Annotated in this window: 21 protein-coding genes and 1 pseudogene; 16 read left to right on the forward strand and 6 right to left on the reverse strand. The window is 69.3% G+C overall.

Going from position 1 to position 24,167, the window contains the following annotated elements; genetic code table 11:
• Positions 1–76 precede the first annotated feature (76 nt).
• Positions 77–799: pseudogene (locus EU555_RS23870) on the forward strand (IS701 family transposase); the annotation flags it as partial.
• A gap of 93 nt (positions 800–892) precedes the next feature.
• Here EU555_RS23870 and EU555_RS23875 read toward each other — a convergent pair.
• From EU555_RS23875 to EU555_RS23890, 4 genes are all read right to left on the reverse strand, one after another.
• A complete protein-coding gene (locus EU555_RS23875) occupies positions 893–1,879 on the reverse strand; it encodes an IS481 family transposase (protein WP_135417727.1) in 987 nt (328 codons plus the stop codon).
• Positions 1,879–2,253: a FitA-like ribbon-helix-helix domain-containing protein gene (locus EU555_RS37155; protein ID WP_245524458.1), complete on the reverse strand. Its 375-nt coding sequence runs from the start codon at positions 2,251–2,253 to the stop codon at positions 1,879–1,881. The genes EU555_RS23875 and EU555_RS37155 overlap by 1 nt, the downstream gene beginning before the upstream one ends.
• A gap of 69 nt (positions 2,254–2,322) precedes the next feature.
• Positions 2,323–5,268: a MobF family relaxase gene (mobF, locus tag EU555_RS23885; RefSeq protein WP_048444045.1), complete on the reverse strand. Its 2,946-nt coding sequence runs from the start codon at positions 5,266–5,268 to the stop codon at positions 2,323–2,325.
• A complete protein-coding gene (locus EU555_RS23890; RefSeq protein ID WP_048444044.1) occupies positions 5,265–5,561 on the reverse strand; it encodes a hypothetical protein in 297 nt (98 codons plus the stop codon). The genes mobF and EU555_RS23890 overlap by 4 nt, the downstream gene beginning before the upstream one ends.
• 314 nt (positions 5,562–5,875) lie before the next feature.
• On the opposite strand from EU555_RS23890, the gene EU555_RS23895 reads away from it, so the two are divergent.
• The 6 genes from EU555_RS23895 (at position 5,876) to EU555_RS23920 (ending at position 12,058) form a co-directional block, all read left to right on the forward strand.
• Entirely contained in the window at positions 5,876–6,403 is a 528-nt protein-coding gene (locus EU555_RS23895) for a hypothetical protein (protein WP_048444043.1), read from the forward strand.
• The gene (locus tag EU555_RS23900) at positions 6,403–7,149 is read left to right on the forward strand and encodes a P-loop NTPase family protein (protein ID WP_048444042.1); all 747 of its coding nucleotides are present in this window, start codon (positions 6,403–6,405) and stop codon (positions 7,147–7,149) included. The genes EU555_RS23895 and EU555_RS23900 overlap by 1 nt, the downstream gene beginning before the upstream one ends.
• An 83-nt stretch (positions 7,150–7,232) precedes the next feature.
• A complete protein-coding gene (locus tag EU555_RS23905; RefSeq protein ID WP_048444041.1) occupies positions 7,233–7,787 on the forward strand; it encodes a hypothetical protein in 555 nt (184 codons plus the stop codon).
• A gap of 54 nt (positions 7,788–7,841) precedes the next feature.
• Positions 7,842–9,506, forward strand: coding sequence for a type IV secretory system conjugative DNA transfer family protein (locus tag EU555_RS23910; RefSeq protein ID WP_135417728.1), 1,665 nt, complete (start codon positions 7,842–7,844; stop codon positions 9,504–9,506).
• 175 nt (positions 9,507–9,681) lie between these two features.
• Positions 9,682–10,368: a hypothetical protein gene (locus EU555_RS23915; RefSeq protein ID WP_135417729.1), complete on the forward strand. Its 687-nt coding sequence runs from the start codon at positions 9,682–9,684 to the stop codon at positions 10,366–10,368.
• 463 nt (positions 10,369–10,831) lie between these two features.
• Positions 10,832–12,058 (forward strand): IS3 family transposase, encoded by a 1,227-nt coding sequence (locus EU555_RS23920; RefSeq protein WP_425375144.1) that lies wholly within the window; start codon positions 10,832–10,834, stop codon positions 12,056–12,058.
• Here the strand turns inward: EU555_RS23920 and EU555_RS23925 are convergent.
• Positions 12,055–12,594: a hypothetical protein gene (locus EU555_RS23925; protein WP_135417730.1), complete on the reverse strand. Its 540-nt coding sequence runs from the start codon at positions 12,592–12,594 to the stop codon at positions 12,055–12,057. The two genes, EU555_RS23920 and EU555_RS23925, sit on opposite strands and share 4 nt — an antisense overlap.
• Positions 12,595–12,923: 329 nt before the next feature.
• Between EU555_RS23925 and EU555_RS23930 the strand changes: the two genes are divergently transcribed.
• Complete coding sequence (locus EU555_RS23930; RefSeq protein ID WP_135417731.1) at positions 12,924–14,192, forward strand: c-type cytochrome; 1,269 nt, start codon at positions 12,924–12,926, stop codon at positions 14,190–14,192.
• Between the two features lie 160 nt (positions 14,193–14,352).
• Here EU555_RS23930 and EU555_RS23935 read toward each other — a convergent pair whose 3' ends face one another.
• Positions 14,353–16,347, reverse strand: coding sequence for a 4Fe-4S binding protein (locus EU555_RS23935; RefSeq protein ID WP_135417828.1), 1,995 nt, complete (start codon positions 16,345–16,347; stop codon positions 14,353–14,355).
• A 230-nt stretch (positions 16,348–16,577) separates the two neighbouring features.
• Here EU555_RS23935 and EU555_RS23940 point away from each other — a divergent pair, with 230 nt between their 5' ends.
• The 8 genes from EU555_RS23940 (at position 16,578) to EU555_RS23975 (ending at position 24,156) form a co-directional block, all read left to right on the forward strand.
• Positions 16,578–17,219, forward strand: coding sequence for a biotin/lipoate--protein ligase family protein (locus EU555_RS23940; protein WP_245524459.1), 642 nt, complete (start codon positions 16,578–16,580; stop codon positions 17,217–17,219).
• Positions 17,216–17,788, forward strand: a complete 573-nt coding sequence (locus EU555_RS23945) for a DUF6505 family protein (protein WP_135417733.1) — start codon at positions 17,216–17,218, stop codon at positions 17,786–17,788. The genes EU555_RS23940 and EU555_RS23945 overlap by 4 nt, the downstream gene beginning before the upstream one ends.
• Positions 17,789–17,830: 42 nt before the next feature.
• Complete coding sequence (locus EU555_RS23950) at positions 17,831–18,838, forward strand: DUF6352 family protein (protein WP_135417734.1); 1,008 nt, start codon at positions 17,831–17,833, stop codon at positions 18,836–18,838.
• The gene (locus EU555_RS23955; RefSeq protein ID WP_135417735.1) at positions 18,838–19,356 is read left to right on the forward strand and encodes a DUF3305 domain-containing protein; all 519 of its coding nucleotides are present in this window, start codon (positions 18,838–18,840) and stop codon (positions 19,354–19,356) included. The genes EU555_RS23950 and EU555_RS23955 overlap by 1 nt, the downstream gene beginning before the upstream one ends.
• Positions 19,353–20,141: a DUF3306 domain-containing protein gene (locus EU555_RS23960; protein WP_135417736.1), complete on the forward strand. Its 789-nt coding sequence runs from the start codon at positions 19,353–19,355 to the stop codon at positions 20,139–20,141. The genes EU555_RS23955 and EU555_RS23960 overlap by 4 nt, the downstream gene beginning before the upstream one ends.
• Before the next feature lie 245 nt (positions 20,142–20,386).
• On the forward strand, positions 20,387–20,869 hold the full coding sequence (locus tag EU555_RS23965) for a TorD/DmsD family molecular chaperone (protein ID WP_425375146.1): 483 nt from the start codon (positions 20,387–20,389) through the stop codon (positions 20,867–20,869).
• A 100-nt stretch (positions 20,870–20,969) separates the two neighbouring features.
• Positions 20,970–21,206, forward strand: a complete 237-nt coding sequence (locus EU555_RS23970; protein WP_135417738.1) for a formate dehydrogenase — start codon at positions 20,970–20,972, stop codon at positions 21,204–21,206.
• Between the two features lie 7 nt (positions 21,207–21,213).
• On the forward strand, positions 21,214–24,156 hold the full coding sequence (locus tag EU555_RS23975) for a formate dehydrogenase subunit alpha (RefSeq protein ID WP_135417739.1): 2,943 nt from the start codon (positions 21,214–21,216) through the stop codon (positions 24,154–24,156).
• Positions 24,157–24,167: the final 11 nt, after the last annotated feature.

A 24,167-nucleotide genomic window follows, 5' to 3' on the forward strand; every position in this document is an offset into this window, starting at 1 on the left:
TCATACCCACGTCGGCGACCAAGCCTTAGCCGCCTGAACCAAGCCAACCAGCCTCCGAAAAACCCGGAGCGGTTCAGCCACCAAGCCGCAGCTGGCGCAGACCATGATCGAGCGGGCCATCCAGGCAGAGGTGCCGTTTGCCTGGATGGCGGTCGACAGCATCTACGGCGTGGGCGAGATCGAGCTGGCTCTGCGGCGCGCCTACAAGGGCTACGTGCTGGGCGTTACCGGTCAGCATCACTTCTGGTCCTGGAACGCACACCTCGACGTCGCGGGCACCGCCGCGGAGATCGCCAAGGGCATCCCCGACCAGGACTGGCTGCGCCTCTCGGCCGGAGCCGGAATCAAGGGACCACGCCTGTTTGACTGGGCCTATCTGCCGCTGGCCACGCTCCGGGCCGACGCGCTCGACGCCGCGCTCGATCAGAGCTTGTGGACGCGCGGCCTGCTGGTGCGGCGCAGCCTGTCGGACGGGGCGCTCGCGTACTTCACCACCTGGTGCCCGGCCGGCACGCCGGTCGAGAAGCTGGTGATGGTGGAAGGCCGGCGCTGGGCGATCGAGGACGCGTTCCAGACCGCCAAGACGGAACTCGGATTGGCCCACAACGAGAGCCGCTCGTGGCACGGCTGGCACCGGCACGTCAGCTTGGTGATGCTGGCCTTCGCGATGCTGGCGCGGGTGCGCCACTTGGCCAACAGTCCGCCCCCAAAAACGACGCTCATCGCCAAGCTCGCCGGTGCCGTGGTCCATCCAAGAGATCCGGCGCGTGGCGATGCGGCTGGCGCAGCGGCGCATTGAGCCCGCCCTCGTGCTCGCCTGGTCAGCCTGGCGGCGCGCCCACCAAGCTGCCGCTCGACAGGCGCATCTCAGAAGAAGGATGCAACTGTAATCTTAGATGTCTGGTTGTGAGACCTCCTTGGCGCGGGCAACAACCTTGAGCGCGCGATCCAGAGCGGCGGGATCGGCCTTCTTGGCTGCCGTGCGAGCCAGGGCAGGCTTGTCCTTCAGACGTTGGTGCAGGACCATCTCGGGTGAGAGGCCTTTCAGGGCACGCTGTCGACGACCATTGTAGGCGACATTGAAGCCCGCCAGCAGGGTTTCCAGATCCTGATGGCTGTAGATTGTGATGCCGAGCACCTCACGTTGCACCCGACCGTTGAAGCGCTCGACCATGCCATTGGTTTTCGGGGTGTAGGGTCTGGTCTTGCGGTGCTCGATCGCGTGGCGCCGGCACGCCGCTTCGAAGGCGTCGGCGGTGAAGCAGGATCCGCGATCAGTCAGCAGGTGCGTGACCCGGAAGGGCAGAGACGCCACGGCCTCATCCAGGAAGGTGACAGCTGACGCCGTCGTCTCGTCGTCCTTGACCGCGAGATGCACGAAGCGTGAGGCACGATCGATGGCAACGTACAGATAGCGTTTCCGAGTTGATCCGTCCTTGTCGCGCAACTTGGGCAAGTGCTTCACGTCCATGTGCAGGAAGCCGACCTCGTACTCTTTGAACTCGCCGTGGGGTCTGCGGGACGGATTGGCGGGCGGGAGGCGGTTGAGACCCTCGGCCTTGAGGATGCGGTAGACGGCATCGCGGTTGAGGTGAGGCAGGAAGTGGGTGACCACGAAGGTCAGGTCGTCGAGGGGAAAGCCGGTCGAGCGACGCAGGGCGCAGACGATGGCGCGTTCCTCCTCGCTGGCCTTCCAGGGAAGGGTGTGGGGCCGGGCCGAGCGGTCCTGGCAGTCCTCGGGTCCGCGCTTGCGCCACTTGCGGATGGTCTCGGTGGAGACGCCGTAGCGGCGGGCGAGGACGCCGGAGGGCTCACGCGAGCGGGCGATGTCGGCGCGCACGGCGGGGGTGGTGCGGGCGTTGGGGTGGATCGCGTGCATCAGCGCGTCCTCCGGGAGGAGGAGCGTTGTGCTCGCTCGAAGCGCCAGGCATGCTCCTCAATCGCCCAACGCGCCTCGTCCCAACAATGTTCCGCTACCAAACACTTAGAGCACCATCCGAGCGGCTCACCGAGCGAGATGGCTGGATGATCTTCAAGCTCAATGCCACGAAGCGGCGCGACCCGCCGGCGGATCGCTTCCGCCAAATTCACCGACTCGACTGCCTCGGTGCCGAGCGTGTCCGAGAAGATTGAACGCACCTCGGCTTCCATTGATCGGCCATTCATAGCAGCGCGCCCGCGAAGCCGCTTCTTCACCCGCCCGTCAAGATTACCGATCGTGATCGTCGCGCTGGGTGCGTGGGAAACGGCCATGCTCCGATCGTAGGCGTTGCTAGCACTGCTGGCAACGAAATCGTTTTTTGCACTCTGCATTCAGCCTTATCATCGCTCGATGTGGCGACCCCGCTCACGGTCGAGTAGCGGATCGGGGCGATCGAGGCGGCGGGCGAGCTCGTCGACCAAAGCGCGCGTCGCCCGGGCCGGTGCCTGCGTCAGACGACGCCCGTAGGCATCCACCAGCCGCCACGTCGGCACGATGAGCGGCTCGACGCCAAGCCACGACATCGCCTCACGTAAAAGCCGCGCCGCGCGCATCACGCGCGGCACGTCGACCCCTTGGCCGATGGGCTCGCGCGTTTCCAGCGATCCATCCCGCACGAAAGCCACCCGGTCGGCGGCGTGATCGACTACGTTGGCCTTCTCGCTGTAGTTCCGCGCCTCACGGAACAGGCGCTCCAGCACCATCGCGTCGGTGGCCGGCATCCACGCATCCGCCTGACGTTGCCGGCACAGGGCGTCGAGCCGGTCGCGCTCGACCACCACCCTGGCCTCGTGCCGGTGCCGGGTCAGGCCGACATAGAGCTCGCGCGCGTCGGTCGCCGCCCCGACATACATCACCGCCGCGGACGAGGTCCGGCCTTGCGCCGCGTAGGCCGTGCCCGCATAGGCATGCACGATCCTGGGCTGCGGCCGCTTCCGGCCGAACCGCGGCTGTTGCGCCAGATCCGACCACGCCACCTCCAGCGCGCGACCATCCTCCAGCGCCAGGCGCAGGCGTGCTCCTCCCTCCGGCTCGACTGTGATCCCCTCGACCCGGGCGCGATTGCCGTTGCGCAACCCGAGATGCGGCAGGCTCTCGCCGATGCGAAGGCTATCGCCGACAGCGAGAGCGAGCGGCACTGGCCTGTCGTCACGGTCGCGCGCCGGCAGGGTGACCACATCGGGACCGAGGTGTCCCTCTGTCCGCAGCACGGCCCGCGCCCGGATATTCAGCGCTGCAGCGTCGGCGTTGCGCCGGGTCACGATCAGCACGTCCTCGCCCTGCGCCGCGCGCTGTTCGGTCCAGATCGCGAGCACGCGCGCCTGCGCAGCCTCGGCGCCGGCGACCAGCTCGATCTGGTCCCGGGCCGAGTAGGCGCGCAAGCCCGCCTCGACCTCGCCGCGCGCCATCAGCACCGAGGCCGCGCGCTGCCACTCCACCGTCTGCCGGCGGACCTGTTCGAGCACCACAGAGCGCCCGACCACATCGGCGACCGCCCGCAGAGCGCTCGCGCCCCCGACCGAGGCGAGCTGGCGCCGATCGCCGATCAGAACCACCTTCGCCCCGGCCGACCGGGCCGCGCTCAGCACGGCCTCCATGTCGCGGGTCGCGACCATCCCCGCCTCATCGACCAGCACCAGGGTACCGGCGTCGAGCAGCGCCGGCCGGTCGGGGCGGTTGGCGGTATCCGGACCTGCTGTCAGCGTCCGGTCCTGGCGCCAGCGCGCGATCGCCTGCGCCGGGATCCCGGTCGAGCGCCCGAGCTCGTCGGCGGCCACCCACGACGGGGCGAGGCCGATCACCCGGAGACCGGAGCCGCGGGCGGCGGCCACCAGGGCGGCCGCCGTCGTGGTCTTGCCGGTCCCCGCACCGGCCTGCAGCAGCGACACCCCGTCCCGACCGGCGGCGTGGCGCACGGCTTCGCCCTGCTCGGCGCTGAGGTGAGGCGCATGCTCCAGCGCATCCTCGACCGCCTCGGGCGTAATCCAGGTCCGCTCCAGGGGACGATCGGCCGCGCGCAGCATCGCCGCCTCGCAAGCGGCGATGCCCGGGCTGGTCCAGCACGCGCTGGCACCCGGGACCATCGCGGCGTCGGCCAGCGGCAGCAGCGCGCCATCCCGTTCGAGCTGGGCGAGCTCCGCCTCCACGGCGTCGACCCCGACGCCGGCGAGGCCCGCGACCTCCAGGGCGCGCTGGAGCAGATCCTTGCGCGCCACGACGCTCTCGTGCCGGAACAAGGCCGAGGCGGCGCGTGCCACCGCACCGTCGCCGGGGATCTCGGGCGGCTCGAACGGGGTCTCCCGCTCCCGATCGCGCTCGGCGGTCAGCACGAGGGCGGAGTCGCGCTCAAGGTGACGCGCGGCCAGCCACGGATCGATCACGCAGGCGGCGAGTTCCGCGCGCCAGCGTGCCTCCAGCTCCGGCCCGGTCGGCAACTCCTCCTTGCCCCGGCGGGTCGCCAAGGCGGCGATCTCGCGCTGGGCGCTGCTGGCGCCCGTGCCCGCATAGGCTAGGATCTGCTGCGAGCGCTTGGAAAAGGCCGCGAGTAACGTCTCCGGCAGGCCGGCGACCTCCCACTGCCCGCGTCCGGCCTCGCGATACTGCAGGCCGAACCGCTCGCGCAGCCCTTCGGCGAGGGCCGCCCTGTACGCCGCTCCCACTCCGAGCTGGGCGGCATATAATCGCTCAGGCTCAATGGTTAGATGCGTCCGGGACTTGTATCGACCAGCACCGGCATTTGCAGGCGTACCAGCGACATTGATGAACACGCAGTGCGTGTGAATATTCGGGTCACCCTCACGAGTTGTATAGTGATCGAACCGGCCGACGATCAGGTCGCGCGGGCGATGCTGGTCGGTACCGCCGGCGCCGGTCCGGACAGTGACGAGGCCCTCCGCGGTGACAAAACTCAGCGCCCGCTCGACGGCGGCGCGATGGGCGGCCTCGATCGCAGCGCGTTGCTCGGGCGTGCCGGCCATCCAAAGCACGGACACACTCTTCCCGGGGGTCATAGTGCAGTCGACGCCCGCCCAGTGACCCGGGCCGGCACCGCGCACCAGCGGCTTGCCCGTGCCTGGGTGGATCCCCGCACACAGGTCGCGAAACGAGGCTGCATCGATCGCCGCGCCGTGGCGCACGATCGTCTCGCCGCTGCTCCACCAGACCCCGCCGCCGTCCGAGAGGTAGTACTCGTCCCGCTTGTCGGGTTTGGCTTCGCGCTGGCTGTCGTGGGTGTAGTACGACGCTGCCGGCGAACCGGCACCGAGCCGGTGCAGCGAGGCGGTCACGGCGCCGGATCGGCGACGCCGTCGCCCTTGTGCAGGCGGCAGACCTTGGACAGGTCGATGCCGGCCGACGGCGCACCGAGTTCGCCGACCGCCTGGGCCATCTCGAGGATGGCGCCGTCGATCTGCTCCATCCGCTCGACTAGGACGCGGTGACGGATCGCCACTTCCAGGTGCTGGACGATGCACTCGACGGCCAAGCTCTCGGCGGACCAGCCGCGCTCGGCCGCGGCGGCTCGCAACCGGGCGGCGAGCGCCGCTTCCAGGGTCACGGTGAGCTTGACCTCCTGGGCCATCGGCGTACCTGCTGCGCGCGGATCGAGACGGCAGGCTTGGCACGGACGAGGCGGTTGGGCGAGGCCGACACGGCCGCGCGGTTAACGCCGGGCCACTTCAGTGCGTGTGGTGTGATATCCCTTCTGCTACCGTGGCCCAGCCGTAATCGCTGCCGTACTTGGCCGTGGGTTGCCGTATTGCTGCCGCGTCCAGCCGCGATGCAACCGTTACCTGCCGTATGCAGCCGCGCGCTAACGATTCCTTGCCGTGATCCCTGGCATTTGCCGGCCCCACCACACCGGCCGACAAGGGACCGCCTGATAGGTCGGCGTACATGCCGATGCAGTCCCGCCTCGACCTCAGCCGCCTCAAGCGCGACCTCGCCGCCTCCGCCAAGGCGCGCGACGGCATGACGCTCGCCCCGGGCGGGCGGGCGGCCACAGGGCTGATGGCGATGGTGCGCGACAACCTCGACGCGCTGCTCGCCCTGAAGGCCTCCGGCAGCACCTGGAAGGAGATTGCCGCCGGCCTGACCGCACAGGGTTACGCCACCGCCGACGGGCGCCCGCTCACCGACACGCAGCTGACCGGCGTGATTTCTAGCGTGCGCCGGCAGGCCCGCCGCCGGGCCGCGCGGGCGGCTCTGCGCGACATGCGGCCCGATCTCGCCGCGGCTCCACTGCCACCGCGCCGGCCCGCGCCGGCTTCGCCCTCCGATGCCGGCGCACGGCGAGCCCGGCTCGCCCCCGAGCTCACGGCCGGTTCGCCTCCGGAATCCGGCGAGCCGCCCATGAGCGAGGCCGAAATCCGCGATCATCACGTCACCAAGCACAAGCACCTGTTCAGGAAGGACCCCGAGTGATGGCCCGCGTTCTTATCGTCGCTCAGGAAACCGGCGGCATCGGCAAGAGCACGATCACCCGCGGGCTGGCCGAGGCGGTCACCGACGTGCCGATACTCGAAGTCGAATCGACCCCGCGCCTTACGGAGTTCAAGACCGCGAAGGCCGACAACGAGCCGGGAAGCGTGCGCCACTTCTCGGTGCGCGCCAGCCGCGAGGCGATCGAGGCCTCGGGCGGCAAGGCAGCGCGCGCCGAGTTCGACCCGGTCGTCAACGCGCTCTACAGCGTGACCGGTCCGACGCTGGTCGATCTCGGGGCCAATTCCTCGGCGAGCCTGCTCGGCGTGCTCAAGGACGAGGCGGCGTCGCTGCGTGAGGCCGGGATCGAGCTCGGCCTCGTCGTGGTGGTCGCGGCCGAGGCAGGGTCGCTGGCGGATGCGGGCAAGCTGCTTCAGGCGGCCAAGGACTGGGCGGCGGCAAGCTTCGTGGTGGCGAACGCGCTGCGCGGCGCGATCGATCCCGTCATTCTGAAGCGGGTCGCAGGTGCGGCGACGCTGAGCCATTTGCGCGCGTTCGAGCTAGAGGACGCCACCCGCGAGGTGCTCACGGCGGGGCAGCTCCGCGGCATCCCGAAGCTCGACCGCGCCAGGCTCGCTAAGGAGACCTCGCCGGCCCAGGCCGGGCGGATGCTGCGCGACCTGACCGCCTTCCGCCTCGCGGTGATGGAAGCGGTCAAGCCCGCGGCTCTCTGGCTAGTCGAGGGCTGAGCCTCGTGGCCATTCCACCGAAGCGCCCCGCGGGCCCGCCCGCCTCGGCTCCATCTGCCTCGGGATCACCGACGGCGAAGACGGTGCGGGACAACCTCGCTGCCGCCACTAAGGCGGCCGAGGCCGAGGCGACGGAGGTGGCGCGGGTAAGCAAGCGTCGGCTTGACGGGCTTTTAAAGGCGCGACCCGATGCGCGCTTTGCCGCCCTCGCCGAGGCGGAATCCGTACTCACGCCGGAAGACCGCCTGGCGCTGTTGGACTCGCTGCGGAATGCGGAGGCCTCGCATCGGCCGATCCGAGCCGGGACGGCGAGCCGGCTCGCGATCTGGCGCTCTCGGCTGCCCTACCGCCTCGTGCCAATCGGTCTCGGCCTGGGCAGTGCCTTACTGCTTTTCGGCTTGGCACTAGTCGCTTGGTACCGCACGCCAGAGCGATGGGTCACCCTGCGGGGTGCGGAGCCGCAGCCGATCGGCTGGCGTATGCCGGACGGCATGCGCGTCGCGGGCCGGCTCGATCCTGGTTCCCGCGCACTGCTTTGGCGCCGTGATGGCGCGGACGGTGTGCTGCGAAGCTGGGTGGCGCAGTCCGGCTACGCGGAGGCGCGCGTGCCCTTGAGCCTCCTCGCCACAGCCCCCTGAGCTGAATGACCTCTCGCCTGCGCTCAAACCGCTGATCGACGGAATCCACCATCGATGTCCTTCGCATTGAAGATCGTCGTCCTGACGATCGCGATCCTGCTTCTTGGCTACCCCACTGCGGCGCTCGTCGTGCACGGGCTCGATCCAACCCTCTGGCCGAGTGAGGCCATGCGCCCGGGCATGTGGTTCGCGCTCTGGCGCACCGGGCAGCTCGATGCGATCGTGGAACTGTACTGGGCGATGCTCATCGGCCGCGCGCCGGCGTTCGCGAGCGGCTTCTGGACGCTGATGGCGGTGCTCGCACCGATTGCCTTGATGATCGGCTGGCGCTTCGCCGGATCGAAGGCCGCGCCCCGGCGCGACGCCTCCGACCTGTTCGGGGGGGCGCGCTTCGCGACCGCCGCCGAGCGCGCCGCGATGGGTCGAGGCCTCGAACTCGGCCTCGACCCGGAGACCGGGCGCGCGGTGCGCGTCGCCGTCCAGGGCACGCTCGCGACCATCGCGCCACCGCGCAAGGGCAAGACCTCCGGCGCGTTGATCCCGAACCTGGCCTATCCCGAGCCGAACGCCTGGTCCGGGCCCGCGGTCGTCTTCGATCCGAAGGGCGAACTTTACAGGGCTACGGCCGAGCGGCGCCGCGCCATCGGCAGGCGTGTCATTTGTCTCGATCCGCTGAACCTCGTGGGAGGCACGGACCGATGGAATCCCCTTGCTGACCGCGATCCGGAGGATGTGCTCTATCTTCAGCATACCGCTGCCGCCCTCCTTCCCGAACCGGGCGGCGACGGCGAGGCTGCCGCCTACTTCCGCAACCGGGCGATCGATCTCATCACCGGTGCACTCCTAGTCACCCTGAAGCGCGGCACCCGCAGCGTCGCACAGGTCCAGGCGCTGATCGCCGACCCTGATACTTTGATCGCGCAACTCGAACATTTGCGACCGGCCCCCGCCGCGCTGAGCGCCCTGGAGATCCTCAGGGCCGATCCGAAGACCCGCGACCCGCTCGTCGCCACCTGCGCCCAGGCCTTCCAATGGCTCGCCGACGCGCGCCTACGCCATCTCGTCGGCGCCACCAGCTTCGACTTCGCCGACCTCGCCACCGGCCGGGTCGATCTGTTCGTGGCGGTGCCGCCCGAGTACAAAGATCTGCTGGCGCCGCTGCTGCGCTGGTTCCTCAGCGATCTGTTCACGAGCGTGCGCCGCAACCGGCCGGCCGAACGCATCTTGGTGATGATCGACGAGGCCGCAGCCCTCGGGCGGTTCTCCGAGATCCTGACTGCATCTGCCGAGCTTCCGGGCTACGGCGCCTCGCTCTGGACTCTGTGGCAGGACCGTTCGCAGATTGTCGGCCTCTACGGGCAGGCGGGGGCCGACACCATCCTCAACACCGCCGAGATCGTGACTGTGTTCGACGTGCCGGCGGTCGATCCCGACGCGAGCGAACGCTGGTCGCGGGCGCTCGGCGACTACACCGCCCGGGTCGAGACGCTGACCCGGCCCGCCGAGGGGCAGGGTCAGCGCAGCATTGCCCTGACACCGCAGGCCGCGCGGTTGGTCCCGGCTCAGGCCCTGACCAGCATGCCGAGCCGAGAGCTTCTGGTGTTCGCCAACAGTGCCGCTTATCCGCGCCATCCGATCCGCTTGCACAAAACCGTGGCTCATTCCGACCCACGCTTCTTAAGTCTGATCAACTCTGTAGCCCCGGTCGGACAAAGCTGATGATGCACTTACATTGAACGACGTGCAAAACTTATTGAACTGAATTATATCGATTCACAATAAATATATTATTATAAAATTGCAAATTCGCGATAAATGCTACGTTTGTCATTAGAATTATAATGGCACAATTATTAGCAGTGTCGTCAACTACAGTAAAATGAAGGTCTGAGCCATGAAAATCTTCAAGAAAAATCTCCTGATGTTGAGCCGCGAAGAACTCAGTGCAAAACATCAGACTAAATCGGGTGTAATCATGCATGAAATTGGGCATGTGATTGCATACCGCCGCATAGGTATAAGCACAGCTTATATAGCGATACATGAAGATTATAACATAGGATCTATATTTGCCCCTTCTCCTTCTGATACTTCAGAAATTTCAATTGAAAATCAAATCCTAATCCATGCTTCGGGAGTATTCATGGAGAAGGCAATTTTTGGCGATTTTAATGTCGACACCGCATACGGCGATTTCATGAAGATTGCCGATATGGTTAGAGCATCAGGAAAAATATACCCAGCCCTCACAAACAGAATCGATTCCGGCGTTCCGTTTGCGGAGAGATTATTTGCGGATTACGGAACCAAATTTCCGACTAGGTCGGAAAGGTATTTTGCATACGCCCTACACCACGCAATCCTCAAGAAATTGGGCAGTGGTAATCTTATAGAAGGACATAGAGTAATTCGGTTCTGCGATATGCCGATGCTATACAGAATCACGCATCACTCTCAGTCTTCTGCCCTCAGAGAACAAACCAAAAGGTGGGATCGTTTAGATGAACTCACAACATCGTTAGAGGAAAACAGTAGTTATGCTGAACAGGAGATCCTGAGTAGACTTCGCTTCGGGCCCTAGAATTCTGACTACACCTCATAGTTAGCTCCAATTCGACTTTGAAGGGCAAACCTCAGCCGGCCACATTCGGCCATTCATTACATGCTGACCAAGCCGAACTGACGTCCGCAATATTGAGCCAACGACGAGTTGCACGTTGTCGCACATCAATGTATGACAACGCAGCTGTAACGCCGTTTAGTGCTGCTGAGTCAACGACTTACGCGGGCTGCCGCTTAGGTGAGAATCCTGGCGCCCCAGCCAAGCCTTTTTTTGGCTTACCTAAAAGCGATTCAGCCTCAGTTCTTAGCCGAGTTTGTTTGTGCGCAGCGTACCACGTCGCGTACCAAGCTCCGCTAGATGATCGATCGCCTGCAGCTACCACGGGGCCTGGACCGAAAAAGCATAGGCCAGGGCCGTGGTCAGCCCCCATCGGAGTGGTCCGCCCTGAAGTATGGCTTTGAGCCGACGGAGGACGGACGCGATGGGAACGAAGAAGCACAAGCCGGAAGAGGTCGTGGCCGAGCTGCGGCAGGTGGACGTGCTGGTCTCGCAGGGGCAGAGCGTGGCTGATGCGATCCGGGGTATCGGGGTGACCGAGGTCACCTACTATCGTTGGCGCAACGAGTTCGGTGGGCTGAAGTCCGACCAGGTGCGCCGGATGAAGGAGCTGGAGACCGAGAACCAGCGGCTGCGCAAGGCGATCGCGGATCTCACGCTCGACAAGCTGATCCTGCAGAGGCGGCCCGGGGAAACTTCTGAGCCCCGCGCGCCGGCGCGCCTGCATCGAGCATGTCCGGACCGTGCTGACGGTCTCCGAGCGGCGCGCCTGTCGCGCCCTCGGACAGCATCCCTCATCCTGAGCCTGTCGAAGGATCGACGCAGCGCAAGGTGCCGCGGGGGAGAGACGACGAGGCGGCGCTGCTGGCCGACCTGGTCGAGTTGTCGCGCCGGTATGGCCGCTACGGCTACCGCAAGATCGCCGCCCTGCTGCGGGCGGCGGGCTGGCTGGTCAACGACAAGCGGGTGGATCCTTCGACAGGCTCAGGATGAGGGGCTGTGGCGGCAGGAGGGGCTGAAGGTGCCGGCCCGCCAGCCCAAGAAGGGTCGGTCGTGGGACGGAGATGGCTCCTGTGTCCGGCTGCGGCCCGAGCACCGCGATCATGTCTGGTCCTACGACTTCGTCGAGGCGCGCACGCATGACGGGCGCAAGGTCCGCCTGCTGAACGTCATCGACGCGTTCACCCGCGAGTGCCTGGCGATCCGGGTAGCGCGCAAGCTCAAGGCACCGGACGTGATCGATGGGCTCTCGGACTTGTTCATCCTTCGCGGCGTGCCTGCGCACGTTCGCTCAGACAATGGACCGGAGTTCATCGCCCAATCCGTGCAGAAGTGGATCACCGCCGCTGGAGCAAAGACGGCCTACATCACGCCTGGCTCACCGTGGGAGAATGGCTGCGTTGAGAGCTTCAACGCCAGGTTACGGGACGAGCTGCTGAACGGGGAGATCTTCTACTCACTGCGGGAGGCGCAGATCCTGATCGAGAGCTGGAGGAGACACTACAATGGGGTTCGGCCGCACGCCTCCCTCGGCTACCGCCCGCCGGCCCCGGAGGTGTTCGTGCCAGCCTTAACCGCTTGGCCGGCTGCGCTCGCCCGACCGGCTCCGCCGGCCAAGCTACCCGTGGTGGAAAGGCCCACGGTCCACTAACATTCCACTCGGGCCACCTCCTGGGGGCTGATCACCGCCGCGAGGAGATCCTTGAGGACGGTGTAGGCGGGCTTGTCCTGCGCGCTCGGGCCGAACCAGACCTTGCCGGTCACCGTCATGTCCGCGGCCAGAAGGTCGTAATCCCGGTGCTCCACGGTCTCGTCGACCCAGCCGCGCTGGCCGGTGACGGTCACCTCGATGTTGAGGCTGCCGAGCGCCGGCGAGGCCGCCCCCTGCTGCGGGCAGATGATCGCCCAGATCCGGCCTGCCGCGTCGTAGCCGGCCCGGGAGATGTCGGGCGCGAACATCTGGAAGCAGCGCGATTCCGGATCGCCCGGGACCGTCTCCCAGCTGAATTCCGGCCACAGCACATGGACCTGCCGTTCCAGCTTCCCGATCTTCGCCAGGTTGTCGAGCAGAGGCAGGCCGGAGAGGTCGGGCTCCGGATAGGAGAAATGCGGGCCCGACGATGAGAACCCGCCCGTCCAGCCCGGAACCGGGACCTTGTTCACCGGGATCTTTCCGTCATACGTCACGCCGCCCTCCGCTCCATTACGCGAATCATGTCGTATGAGCATCTTCTGCACCTTGGCTGCTCTATACAAGGTAAAGTCACGCAATGCAGGACATCAAGCGAAATTGGCCGTGATTTTTGGTAGACGTCTTTTCGTGGGTGGCAGCTGAAATTCTACAGGGCACCAATTATGCAAGATGGACTGCACTGACGTCACCGCGTGACTGGAAGAGGATCCGTCCGGCGCCGGGACGTCGTCGCGGTGCGTGCGACCCGTGGCACTCCGGCCCCTTCCCGCCCCGGACCTCGGGCGCGTAAACCCGGCGCGCCCTGCCCGGAGTCTCGCGCCGCATGCATTCCCGCCTCTTCGCCCTCGCCCTCGCGGCCCTCCTCGCCACCACCGCCCGCGCCGACGCCCCGATGCGCGGCCATGGCGGGCCGGTGCGGGCGCTGGCGGTGACGGCGGACGGGCAGCGGGCGCTCTCGGGCAGCTTCGATTCCTCCGCCATGCTGTGGTCGATCGAGGACGGGGCGGCCCTGCGGGTGCTGCGCGTCCATGACGGAGCGGTGAACGCCGTGGCGCTCCTGCCCGATGGCGGGTTCCTCACCGCGGGCGAGGACGGTCGCGTCGCCCTCTGGCGCGATGGCCCTGAGCCGGAGCGGATCCTCGCCAGCCATGCGGGCCCGGTCTCCGGCCTCGCGGTGGCGCCGGACGGGCGCCGGATCGCCTCGTCGTCCTGGGACGGCACCGCCCGGATCACGCCCCTCGACGGCGCACCGGCCCTCGTGCGGGAGGGTCACCGCGGCAACGTCAACGCCGTGGCGTTCCTGCCCGACGGCCGCCTCGTGACGGCAGGCTACGACGCGACGGTGCGGGTCTGGCCGGAGGCGGGACCGCCCGTGACGGTCCAGCTCGACGCGCCGGTCAACGCCGTGGCGGCCGCCCCGGACGGGGAGATCGCGGCGGCCGGTGCCGACGGCAGCCTGCACCTGCTGCGGCCCGACGGCACGACCCGGGCGGCCCTCGCCCTCGGCCCCCGCCCGGTCGTGGCTCTGGCGCTCTCGCCCGACGGGGGCCGGATCGCCGCCGCGACGGTGGGCGGCGCGGTCGCGGTGATCGACCGGGCCGAGGCGCGGGTGCGGCTCACCCTGGTCGGACCCGGGCTGCCGGTCTGGTCGCTGGCCTTCCGGGGCACCGACGAGCTCGTCACCGGCGGCGGCGACCGGCTGGTGCGGCGCTGGGACCTCGCCACCGGCGAGCCGATCGGGCCGCTCGCCATGACCCGCCCGGCCGACGCGCTCGCCGCCTATCCGGGCGACCGCGGCGCCGAGGTGTTTCGCGCCTGCGAGGCCTGCCACACGCTGACGCCCGACGGCGGCAACCGCGCCGGGCCGACCCTCCACGGCGTGTTCGGCCGCCGCATCGCCGCCGTGCCGGACTATCCCTACTCCCCGGCCTTCCGGCAGCTCGACATCACCTGGACCGCCGAGACCATCGCCCGCCTGTTCGAGGTCGGCCCGGCCCGTTTCACGCCCGGCACCAAGATGCCGGAGCAGACGATCAATGCGGCGGAGGACCGGGCGGCGCTGGTGCGGTTCCTGGAGACGGCGACGCGGTGAGTTGCGCGCGGCCCTCGCCAGGGCCATCCCGTGAGAAGCCGGGCTGCCAGCGCGGCCGTCTCAGCGGATGGTTCGGAGGTCGCGATCGGGATCGGCAACGAGGTCCCGACAATCATCGGCGATCTCCGACAGATCGCCGGCGAGTTCAGGGCGTGACCGATCACGCCTCGCGCGCCCGGATGTAATCCTCCGAGGTCCTGGGGCGGTTCTCCTCCGCCGCGTGGGGATCGAAACCCTCGTTGAGGACGTGCGAGACCCGGCAGGTGTCGCACATCATCAGGGCCTTGATCCGCTCCTCACCGGCCTGGCCGGCGAACATCCAGTGGCGGTCGCGCAAGCGGGCGATCACCCGCTCGATGGTGCTGCGGGTGCCGAAGGCCTTGCCGCAACTGACACAGTCGAACGGCTCCTCCTCCTTGAGGACCCGCCGCGGCGCCGCCCAGGCGGCGAAGTCGAGCTGGGGCTTCAGCCCGATCACGTCCTCCGGGCAGGTCGCGGCGCACAGGCCGCACTGCACGCAGGCGCTCTCCGCGAAGGTCAGGCGCGGGCGGTCGGGATCGTCGGCGAGCGCCCCCGTCGGGCAGGCGCCGACGCAGGCGTGGCAGAGGGTGCAGGCCTCGGTCCTGAAGTCGAGCCCGCCGAAGGGAGCGCCGGCATCGAGCGCCACTAAGTCGACCGGGCGCGGCGCGGCGTGGTGCAGTTCCGAGACCGCGAAGCGCAGGACGCCCCGCACGTCGCCGTCCGGCATGAAGCCCGACGGCGTCGGGGCCGGGGTGCCGCGGGCGCTCTCCGCGAGCGCCTGGCCCAGCGCCTCGGGATCGTCGGTCTCGATCAGCGAGACCACGGCGCCGCCCGCCTCCGGCCCGTAGCCGAGGGCCTGGACCACGCTCTCCAGGCGGGCGGCGTTGCGGGCGAGGGCCGCGACGTCGTGCTTGGGCCTGGCACGCACGAGAAGCCGCACCGCGCCCGCGCCGTACGCGAAGGCCGCCGCGATCGTCTCGGGGCCGACCTGGGTCACCTCGTTGACCGGGAACGGCAGCACGTCGGCCGGCAGGCCCTCGCCGAAGCGGGCGAGCGCGTCGATCAGCGGCGCCCCATGGCCATCGTCGTGGATCAGCAGCACCGGCGCCATGCTGCCCGCCTTCTGGCCGCCCGCCTTGCGGTAGGCGGCGAGCAGCGTGCGCAGGCGGCGCATCAGCGCGTCGGCGGGCGGCAGGGCGTAGGCCGCCGCGCCCGTCGGGCAGACGGAGGCGCAGGAGCCGCAGCCGGCGCAGACATGGGGATCGATCGCGACGTGGTCGCCGGCGGGCGCGATGGCGCCTGTGGGGCAGACATCGAGGCAGCGGGTGCAGCCGGTGATGCGCGAGCGCGAATGGGCGCAGAGGTCGGCGTGGAAATCGACGAAGCGGGTCTTGTCGAACGTGCCGACGAGGTGGGAGGCCTCGAACAGCACCCGCTCCACCGCGGCCGGGTCGCGGGGATCGGCGCGCAGGTAGCCGCTTCGCAGGTCGTGGGCCGGGAAGAGCGGCGTGCCGCCGGTGAGGTCGACGACGATGTCGCAGGTCGAGGTCGCCCCGTTCCGGGCCGGCCCGAAGGCGAGCACCCGGCGCGAGGACGGCAGCGGCAGGGCGGTGTCGTCGACCGTCAGGCGGAAGGCGCCGAGATGGCCGGTCGCCGCCCGCACGGTGCCCTTCAGCACCGGGATCTCGCCCGAGCGCGGCGGCGCGACCTCGCCGGGCCGGGAGAGCAGCACCGTGACGTCGAGGTGGTCGGCGAGCCGCCGGCCGGCCTCGATCGCGACCTCGTCGCGGCCGTAGACCAGGACGACGCCCCGGCTCTCGAAGCTCACGCTCGCCGCCGGCGGCATCGGCTCGGCGGCGGCCGCGAGGAGCGCCGCCATCTTCGGGCCCGCAGCACCGGCCTCTGCCGACCAGCCGGCGGTCTCGCGGATATTGGCGAAGGCGACGCGCTCCTCCGCCCCGACCTCCTCCGCCACCTCGCGAAACAGCGGCGCCTTGAGGGTGCAGGACACGGTGACGGGCCGACCCGAAATCATCGCGGCCCGCACCCGCTCGAGCTCGCGGCCGCAGAGCTGCTCGCCCGTCTCCAGCCTGCCGCCGCACGCCCTGCCGATCGCCGCCGCATCGAGGGGCATGCTGCCCTCGCAGGAACAGGCGATCACGATCCGATCCGACACCACACGCGTCTCCGACCAGGCACCCGGCCCCGGGCCTCGCGAGGCCCGGGACACCGCCGCCCCCTGGGGCGTCATGCCCCTTGTTCACTGGTTCCGCGCTATATAGGAGCCATTAAAAAGAACGACCCGACACGTGCGCGCAGGCCAGTGCCATCTTCCTCATGATCCTCGCGGACTCCTCCGGCCTGATGCTCCCCCCCGCCTTCCGGCCGCTGCGCCTGCCGGACGCGGGCGAGACGGCGCATGATCGGGCCTGCGCGCTCGCCCGCGCCGACGGCGAGGCGCCCGGCACGCTCGTCGTCGGCGCGCGGACCGACAGGGTCGACCTCGCGGTGGTTCTGGCGCCCGAGGAGCCGCTGGCGTCCGCGCGCCGCGTCGGGCTCGTCGGCCTCGCCGCGCTCGTCGAGGCGGTGGGCAGCCACGCCCCGCCGGACAAGCCGGTGATCCTCGACGCGGGCGGCACCCTGTTCTTCGACCGCGCCCGCCTCGGCGGCGGCCGCCTGGCCTGGCCCGATGCCTGCCCCGAGGACGCGGTGCCGGACTGGCTGGTCTTCTCCGGCATGCTGATCGCCTCGAAGCGCGACGCCGGCGATCCCGGCCACACCCCCGACTCGACCTCGCTGGAGGAGGAAGGGTTTCCGCCGGACTGCGGCGATGCCCTTGCCGAGAGCTTCGCCCGCCACCTGCTGCGCGGCCTCTCGCTCTGGGCCGAGGACGGGCCCGATGCGGCGGTGGTGCACGCGAGGGCCTATCTCGAGACGGCCGACCGGCCTCTTCGCCTCGATGGCACCGGCTGGTTCGACCCCATCAGGGGAGGCCCGCGCCTGTGAGCCCGACACTCCCCCGCACCAAGCTCCCCCGCACCCTGAGGCTCGACCCGTCCGACACCCTGGTCTTCGCCCACGCCGCGCCGCCCGGCGAATGGGCGGTGACCGGCAGCTTCCTCTTTCTCGACGAGGACCCGGCCGCGCTCACCGGCAAGGCGCGGGCGGCGTTCCGGGCCGGTTTCCTCGGCATCGACTCCTTCGGCTTCTCGACCCTGGTGGTGGTGAGCGAGGCGAGCGAGGCGGAGCGCGAGGCCGCGACCGCGGCGCTCGCTGCCCAGCTTGAGACCCGCCTCGGCGCGCCGGACCGGGAGAGCGCGTTGGCCGCCGCCCGGGAGGAGATCGCGGTGGCGGAATCGCTGTGCGGCCCGCCGGTCGGCACCGTGCTGGCGCTGCACCGCACGGTCGAGGACGGCGAGATCCGCGAGCGCTTCCGGGCGCTGCGCCCACGGGAGGGCGCCACGCCCGGCGCCGACCGGCGCCACGCCTATGCCCGCGCCTTCGATTTCTACGAGACCGACGAGGAGCCCGAGGAGCGGGTCGACCTCGCGGGCCTGCTGAACGCGAAGCCCTGATACGGGACGCCCTGATGCGGGAAACCCTGATGAAAGCCCGTCATGCCTGAATTCTGGGTCTCGAGCGGCCACCACCTCACCCGGCGCGACGAGGGCGGCGGCCTCAGCATCACCGACGAGCTGCTGCTGGCCTATCTGGCGCGGCCCGAGCTGGTGCCGCCGGAGGAGGCCTGCGCGGCCGAGCGGGCGCTCCACGCCGCGCTGATGCGGGAGCCTCGCCGGCCGGTCTCCCCCGCCGAGGTGGCGGCGCTCGCCGACCCCGACGCGCGGGAGAACTGGGCGATGATCCTGGCCTTCCGCGACCGCCTGCTCGGCGCCCGCTCGGTCGAGGCGGCCTATCTCGACCTCGTCCGCCGGGGCACCGCCGGCACGCCGCCGCTCTTCCTCAACCAGCTCGTCCACCTGATCCTGCGCAATGCCCTCGACGGCTGCGACGACCCCTACACCTTGCGCGCCGCCGAATTGTTCTTCCGCCCGCAGCGGGCCTCGGTGACGGACGGGTCGCTGCTGCTGGCCGATGCCGAGCTGATCGACGAGGCGGAGGGGGCCGGGCGCCAGTCGCCGCTCGTGGCGATGCTCGGGCGCGAGCCGGTCTCCGAGCTCGACGTGCTCACCTCGGACAACGCCTGGACCTACTGGAGCCGGTCGGACGCCTTCAGCATGGCGCTCAACCTCGGCTCCGACCCGAGGAGCCGCGAGGGGCTGGCCCGGGCGATCGAGGCCTTCGTGCGCCACCTGCTCGCGGTCGAGGTCGCGGTCGCGCCGCTCGCCGCGATCGAGGACAAGGACTGGCGCTGGTTCGTCGGGCTCGACCAGGAGGGCACGCGCATCGGCAACGCCCTGTGGCGCGGCGAGGCCATCGACGCCGGCATGGCCGAGCGGGTGATCGCGCTGTTCCGGCTGACGATCCAGGATCCCGCCCGGGCGGATCCGCGCGTCGGCGACCGGCCGGTCTACCTCCTGCTCGCGATGAATCCGGACCGGATCGTGACGATGAAGCCGCAGAACCTGATCGCCGGCCTTCCCGTCATCCAGACGGGAGAAGCCTGATGAGCACCACGCTGATCCCGGTCGGGGTCGTCGTCGCCAAGCGCAGGCTGAAGGGGAAATGGGCGAGCCACGCCTGGCTGCCCGTGGCGGTGCTGCCGGGGCTGCCCGGCACCGCGCCCTGGACCCGCCTCTCGGCTTCGGAGGACGAGGAGACCTTCTACGCCGGCTCCTACGAGGTCGAGCTGCACCCGGCCGAGACCGCCCATTACGGCGACAACCTCGCGGCGGCCCAGCCCTCGCTCTGGGTGGCCCTGCGCGAGACGGCGCCGGAGACCTACGCGGTCGCGACCGTCACGGCCGACCCCTACGAGGGCGAGTCGCTGGCCGAGGGCATCGGCGAGATCGTCGAGGCGGTGCCGATGCCGCCCGAGATCCAGGCCGAGGTCGGGGCGTTCTACCGGGCGTTCCACGTCGAGCGGGTCTTCCACAAGCGCAAGCGCGACCGCGCCGACCCGGAGGCCCTGGCGCGGCAAGGTGCGAATCAAGGAACCGGCGTGCGGCGCCGGGAGGAACCATGAGCGACGGCTTCCTCACCCGCTGGTCGCGCCGCAAGCGCGACGAGGCGCGCCGGCCGGTGGCGGCTCCGCCGGACGCGCCCGACGCGGCGGTGCCGACCTCGGCCGAGGCCGCGCCCGCCGAGGACGAAGGCTCGCTGAGCCCCGAGGAGCTGGCGCAGCTCCCCTCCCTCGCCACGCTCACCGCCGCGACCGACCTGACGCCGTTCCTGCGTGCCGGCGTGCCGCGGGCCCTGCGCAACGCGGCCCTGCGCCGGATGTGGTCGGTCGACCCGGCGATCCGCGACTTCGTCAGCGAGGCGCGCGAATACGCCTACGACTGGAACACCCCCGGCGGCGTGCCGGGGACCGGCGGCGCGATCTCGGCCGAGGACGTGCGGGCGATGGTGGAGCGGGTGTTCGGGAGTGAGGAGAAGGAAGACGCTCCCGACCACACCGACCAGGACGAGATGAGCGCCGGCAGCCGCCCTCTCCCGTCTGGGAGAGGGGTTGGGGGATCGAAGATCCCGCACGGGCCTGAAGACCCGCGTGAGGGTGACGCGCTTCAGTGTGGAGCTCTCACCGTCGTGCCGGCAGCGGGACGTTCAGCGCTTGGTCCTGAACCGTCTCCACCCTCGCGCGATCTTCGATCGCCCCTACCCCTCTCCCACACCCTGGAGCGATACCGGGCAAGCCCGGCATCGCCTGGAGAGGGGATCCCGCGGCTCTCGCCTGACGCCCGCGAACCGGAGCCCCTGCCCCCCTCCCCGCCCCACCTGCGACGCCATGGCGGGGCGCTGCCGATTTGAAGCATTAGAAAGTCGAATTGCGCCCTAGCGAATCCTGGCTATGGTGCGGGCGCGGAGCACGGCGTCCTCCAAATGATGGAGAGATCCAAGAGCCGGCAGCACCGAAGGGTGGGAGCGCGTTGCGCGAGGTGATGGTGAGTAAGGAGCCCGATCCGGTCGACGAGATCGACGCTCTGCGCGCGCAGGAATACGATCTCCTGGCGGCCGTTCTCGGCCGTGCGCCGGCCCCGGACCTGATCACTGCGTTGCAGGGGCTCGACGGCGACGCATCGCCCCTCGGCCAGGCCCATGCCGCCCTCGGCCGGGCTGCCCGCGAGACCGATCCGCGCGCTGTGGGCCGCGACTACTTCGCCCTGTTCATCGGCGTCGGGCGCGGGCTGATCATGCCCTACGCCTCCTACTACCTCACCGGCTTCCTCAATGAGCGGCCGCTCGCCCGGGTGCGCCAGGACTTCGCGGCGCTGGGACTCGAGCGCGATCCTGGCTCGAGCGAGCCGGAGGACCATGCCGCCACCCTGCTCGAGGTGATGGCGAACCTCGCCGCCAGGCGCCTGCCGGCCGAGGACGGGGCCGATCACCGCTTCTTCGAGCGGCACCTGAAGCCCTGGATCGGGCGTTTCTTCACCGACGTTGCGGCGCAGGCGGCCACGCCGTTCTACCGTGCGGTCGGGGAACTCGGCGAGGTGTTCACGACGGTCGAGACGGAGGCCTTCGCCATGGAGGCGTAGGCCGACCTGATTGCTGAAGGCGTGAGCCAACCCGGAGACCATGTCGGGCGTGAGGCGCGTGCGGGCGACGATGGCCAGACGGAACGAGAGGAGAGCCGCGATGCGGCATGAGGACGAGACCCGGAAGGACGACACCGGAATCGGACGGCGGCAGTTCTTCCGCACGCTGGGCGGCGGCACCGCCGCGGCGGCGGCCGCGGTCGCCGCCGTGCCGCTGACGCCCACCGAGGCGCAGGCCTACGACCCGGGCAATACCGAGACCCGGTCGCGCTACCGCGAGACCGATCACGTGAAGGCCTTCTACCGCACCAACGGCTACGAGACGCTGAAGAAGTGAGACCGGCATGCTGACCAAGCGCAGGAGCGGCGTCGCGGCCCGCGGCAGCCACCAGGCCCTCGCCGCGGGCCTCACCGCCCACACCCTCGACCGCCGCGGCTTCCTGCGAAAATCGGGGCTCGCCGCCGGCGGCCTCGCGGCCCTCGGCACGGTGCGGCTCGGCGCGGTGCGTCAGGCCCAGGCCGCCGGTGCGTCCGCCGATCCGGCCCAGGCGGTGATCCGCAAGAACATCTGCACCCACTGCTCGGTCGGCTGCACGGTGACGGCCGAGGTCGTCAACGGCGTCTGGGTCGGCCAGGAGCCGTCCTGGGCGAGCCCGATCAACCGCGGGGCGCATTGCGCCAAGGGCGCGGCGATCCGCGAGCTGGTCCACAGCGACCGCCGCCTGCGCTACCCGATGAAGATCGTGAACGGCGAGTGGCAGCGGATCTCCTGGGACCAGGCGATCACCGAGATCACCGACAAGCTCCAGGCGATCCGCAACAAGTCGGGCGCGGATTCCGTCTACTGGCTCGGCTCGGCCAAGTTCACCAACGAGGCCTCGTACCTGTTCCGCAAGCTCGGGGCGTTCTGGGGCACCAACAACGTCGACCATCAGGCCCGTATCTGCCACTCGACCACGGTGGCGGGGGTCGCCAACACCTGGGGCTACGGCGCCCAGACCAACTCCTACAACGACATCCGCAACGCCAAGACGATGATCATCCTCGGCGGCAATCCCGCCGAGGCGCACCCGATCTCCATGCAGCACGTGCTGTCGGGCAAGGAGATCAACCGCGCCAACATGATCGTCATCGATCCGCGCTTCACCCGCACGGCGGCCCACGCCACCGAGTATGTCCGCATCCGCTCGGGTACCGACATCCCGGTGATCTGGGGCATCCTCTGGCACGTCTTCCAGAACGGCTGGGAGGACAAGGACTTCATCAAGAGCCGCGTCTACGCGATGGACGACGTCCGCAAGGAAGTCGCCAAGTGGACGCCCGACGAGGTCGAGCGGGTCTCCGGCGTGCCGGGCGAGCAGCTGAAGCGCGTGGCCGAGCTCTTCGCCAAGGAGAAGCCGGCGACGCTGATCTGGTGCATGGGCGCGACGCAGCACACCGTCGGCACCGCCAACGTGCGGGCGCTCTGCATCCTGTGCCTGGCCACCGGCAATGTCGGCAAGCCGGGGACGGGCGCCAACATCTTCCGCGGCCACACCAACGTCCAGGGCGCGACCGATCTCGGCCTCGATGTGACGACGCTGCCGCTCTATTACGGCCTCGTCGAGGGCGGGTGGAAGCACTGGGCCCGGGTCTGGGAGGTCGAGTACGACTGGCTGCAGTCGCGCTTCGACGAGGTGCCGGCCAGCGCCGGCCGCAAGGCCCGCTCGCGCAAGGAGAACATGGAGACCCCCGGGCTGACCTCGACCCGGTGGTTCGACGCCGTCAGCCTGCCGGCCGACCAGGTCGACCAGCGCACGCCGCTCAAGGCCATGATGGTGTTCGGACACGGCGGCAACACCGTGACCCGGATGCCCGAGGCGGTGAAGGGCATGGCCGAGCTCGAACTCCTCGTCGTCGCCGACCCGCACCCGACCACCTTCGCGGCGATGGATGCGCGCCGGGACAACACATACCTCCTGCCGATCTGCACCTCCCTCGAGATGGACGGGTCGCGCACCGCCTCGAACCGCTCGATCCAGTGGGGCGAGCAGATCGTGAAGCCGGCCTTCGAGTCGAAGAACGACTACGAGGTGATCTACCGGATGGCGGTGAAGCTCGGCTTCGCCGACAAGATGTTCAAGAACGTCAAGGTCGTGGACGGCGTGCCGGTCGCCGAGGACCTGCTGCGGGAGATCAACCGCGGCGGCTGGTCGACGGGCTATTGCGGCCAGAGCCCCGAGCGCCTGAAGGCGCACATGAAGAACCAGCACAAGTTCGACCTCGTCACCTTGCGGGCGCCGAAGGACGATCCGGAGGTGGGCGGCGACTATTACGGCCTGCCGTGGCCGTGCTGGGGCAAGCCGGAGCTGAAGCATCCGGGCACCCACATCCTCTACAACACGTCGCTGCACGTGAAGGAGGGCGGCAGCACCTTCCGGGCCCGGTTCGGCACCGAGCGCAACGGGCAGACGCTGCTCGCCGAGGACTCGTTCTCGAAGGGCTCCGACCTGACGGACGGCTATCCCGAGTTCACCTTCGGGGTGTTCCGCAAGCTCGGCTGGGACAAGGACCTGACGGCGGACGAGCTCGCCACGATCCAGCGGATCGGCGGCAACAACCCGGACGCGGTCAGCTGGGCCACCGACCTGTCGGGCGGGATCCAGCGGGTCTGCCTCGACCACGGCGTGATCCCGTTCGGCAACGGCAAGGCGCGGGCGAATGCCTGGAACCTGCCCGACCCCGTGCCGGTCCACCGCGAGCCGGTCTATTCGCCCCGGCCCGACCTCGTCGCCAAGTACCCGACGCGGCCCGACGAGCGGCAGTTCCGCATGCCGAATGTCGGCTTCTCGGTGCAGAAGGCGGCGGTCGACCGCGGGGTGGCCAAGCAGTTCCCGATCATCCTGTCGTCGGGCCGCCTCGTCGAGTACGAGGGCGGCGGCGAGGAGACCCGCTCGAACCCCTGGCTCGCCGAGCTGCAGCAGGACATGTTCGTCGAGGTCAACACGGCGGACGCGGCCGAGCGCGGCATCAAGGACGGGCAGTTCGTCTGGGTCTACGGTCCGGAGAACACCGCGAAGGCCAAGGTGAAGGCGCTGGTCACCGACCGCGTCGCCAAGGGCGTCGCCTGGATGCCGTTCCACTTCTCGGGCTGGTACCAGGGCAAGGACATGCGCGAGCACTACCCGAAGGGCGCCGACCCGGTGGTGCTCGGCGAGAGCGTGAACACCGTGACCACCTACGGCTTCGATCCCGTGACGGGCATGCAGGAGACCAAGGTGACCCTCTGTCAGATCAGCGCGGCGTAAAGGGAGGGGAT

The sequence above is a fragment of the Methylobacterium nonmethylotrophicum genome (assembly GCF_004745635.1).
Taxonomy (GTDB): Bacteria; Pseudomonadota; Alphaproteobacteria; order Rhizobiales; family Beijerinckiaceae; genus Methylobacterium; species Methylobacterium nonmethylotrophicum.

Excerpts from the sequence above, each read along its gene's own strand:
- EU555_RS23915 (WP_135417729.1), top strand. The coding sequence starts at position 9,682 with ATGAAAATCTTCAAGAAAAATCTCCTGATGTTGAGCCGCGAAGAACTC.
- EU555_RS23920 (WP_425375144.1), top strand. The coding sequence starts at position 10,832 with ATGGGAACGAAGAAGCACAAGCCGGAAGAGGTCGTGGCCGAGCTGCGG.
- EU555_RS23940 (WP_245524459.1), top strand. The coding sequence starts at position 16,578 with ATGCTCCCCCCCGCCTTCCGGCCGCTGCGCCTGCCGGACGCGGGCGAG.
- EU555_RS23970 (WP_135417738.1), top strand. The coding sequence starts at position 20,970 with ATGCGGCATGAGGACGAGACCCGGAAGGACGACACCGGAATCGGACGG.
- EU555_RS23895 (WP_048444043.1), top strand. The coding sequence starts at position 5,876 with ATGCCGATGCAGTCCCGCCTCGACCTCAGCCGCCTCAAGCGCGACCTC.
- EU555_RS37155 (WP_245524458.1), bottom strand. The coding sequence starts at position 2,253 with ATGGCCGTTTCCCACGCACCCAGCGCGACGATCACGATCGGTAATCTT.
- EU555_RS23950 (WP_135417734.1), top strand. The coding sequence starts at position 17,831 with ATGCCTGAATTCTGGGTCTCGAGCGGCCACCACCTCACCCGGCGCGAC.
- EU555_RS23875 (WP_135417727.1), bottom strand. The coding sequence starts at position 1,879 with ATGCACGCGATCCACCCCAACGCCCGCACCACCCCCGCCGTGCGCGCC.
- EU555_RS23910 (WP_135417728.1), top strand. The coding sequence starts at position 7,842 with ATGTCCTTCGCATTGAAGATCGTCGTCCTGACGATCGCGATCCTGCTT.
- EU555_RS23955 (WP_135417735.1), top strand. The coding sequence starts at position 18,838 with ATGAGCACCACGCTGATCCCGGTCGGGGTCGTCGTCGCCAAGCGCAGG.
- EU555_RS23890 (WP_048444044.1), bottom strand. The coding sequence starts at position 5,561 with ATGGCCCAGGAGGTCAAGCTCACCGTGACCCTGGAAGCGGCGCTCGCC.
- EU555_RS23935 (WP_135417828.1), bottom strand. The coding sequence starts at position 16,347 with ATGCCCCTCGATGCGGCGGCGATCGGCAGGGCGTGCGGCGGCAGGCTG.
- EU555_RS23930 (WP_135417731.1), top strand. The coding sequence starts at position 12,924 with ATGCATTCCCGCCTCTTCGCCCTCGCCCTCGCGGCCCTCCTCGCCACC.
- EU555_RS23900 (WP_048444042.1), top strand. The coding sequence starts at position 6,403 with ATGGCCCGCGTTCTTATCGTCGCTCAGGAAACCGGCGGCATCGGCAAG.
- EU555_RS23960 (WP_135417736.1), top strand. The coding sequence starts at position 19,353 with ATGAGCGACGGCTTCCTCACCCGCTGGTCGCGCCGCAAGCGCGACGAG.
- EU555_RS23975 (WP_135417739.1), top strand. The coding sequence starts at position 21,214 with ATGCTGACCAAGCGCAGGAGCGGCGTCGCGGCCCGCGGCAGCCACCAG.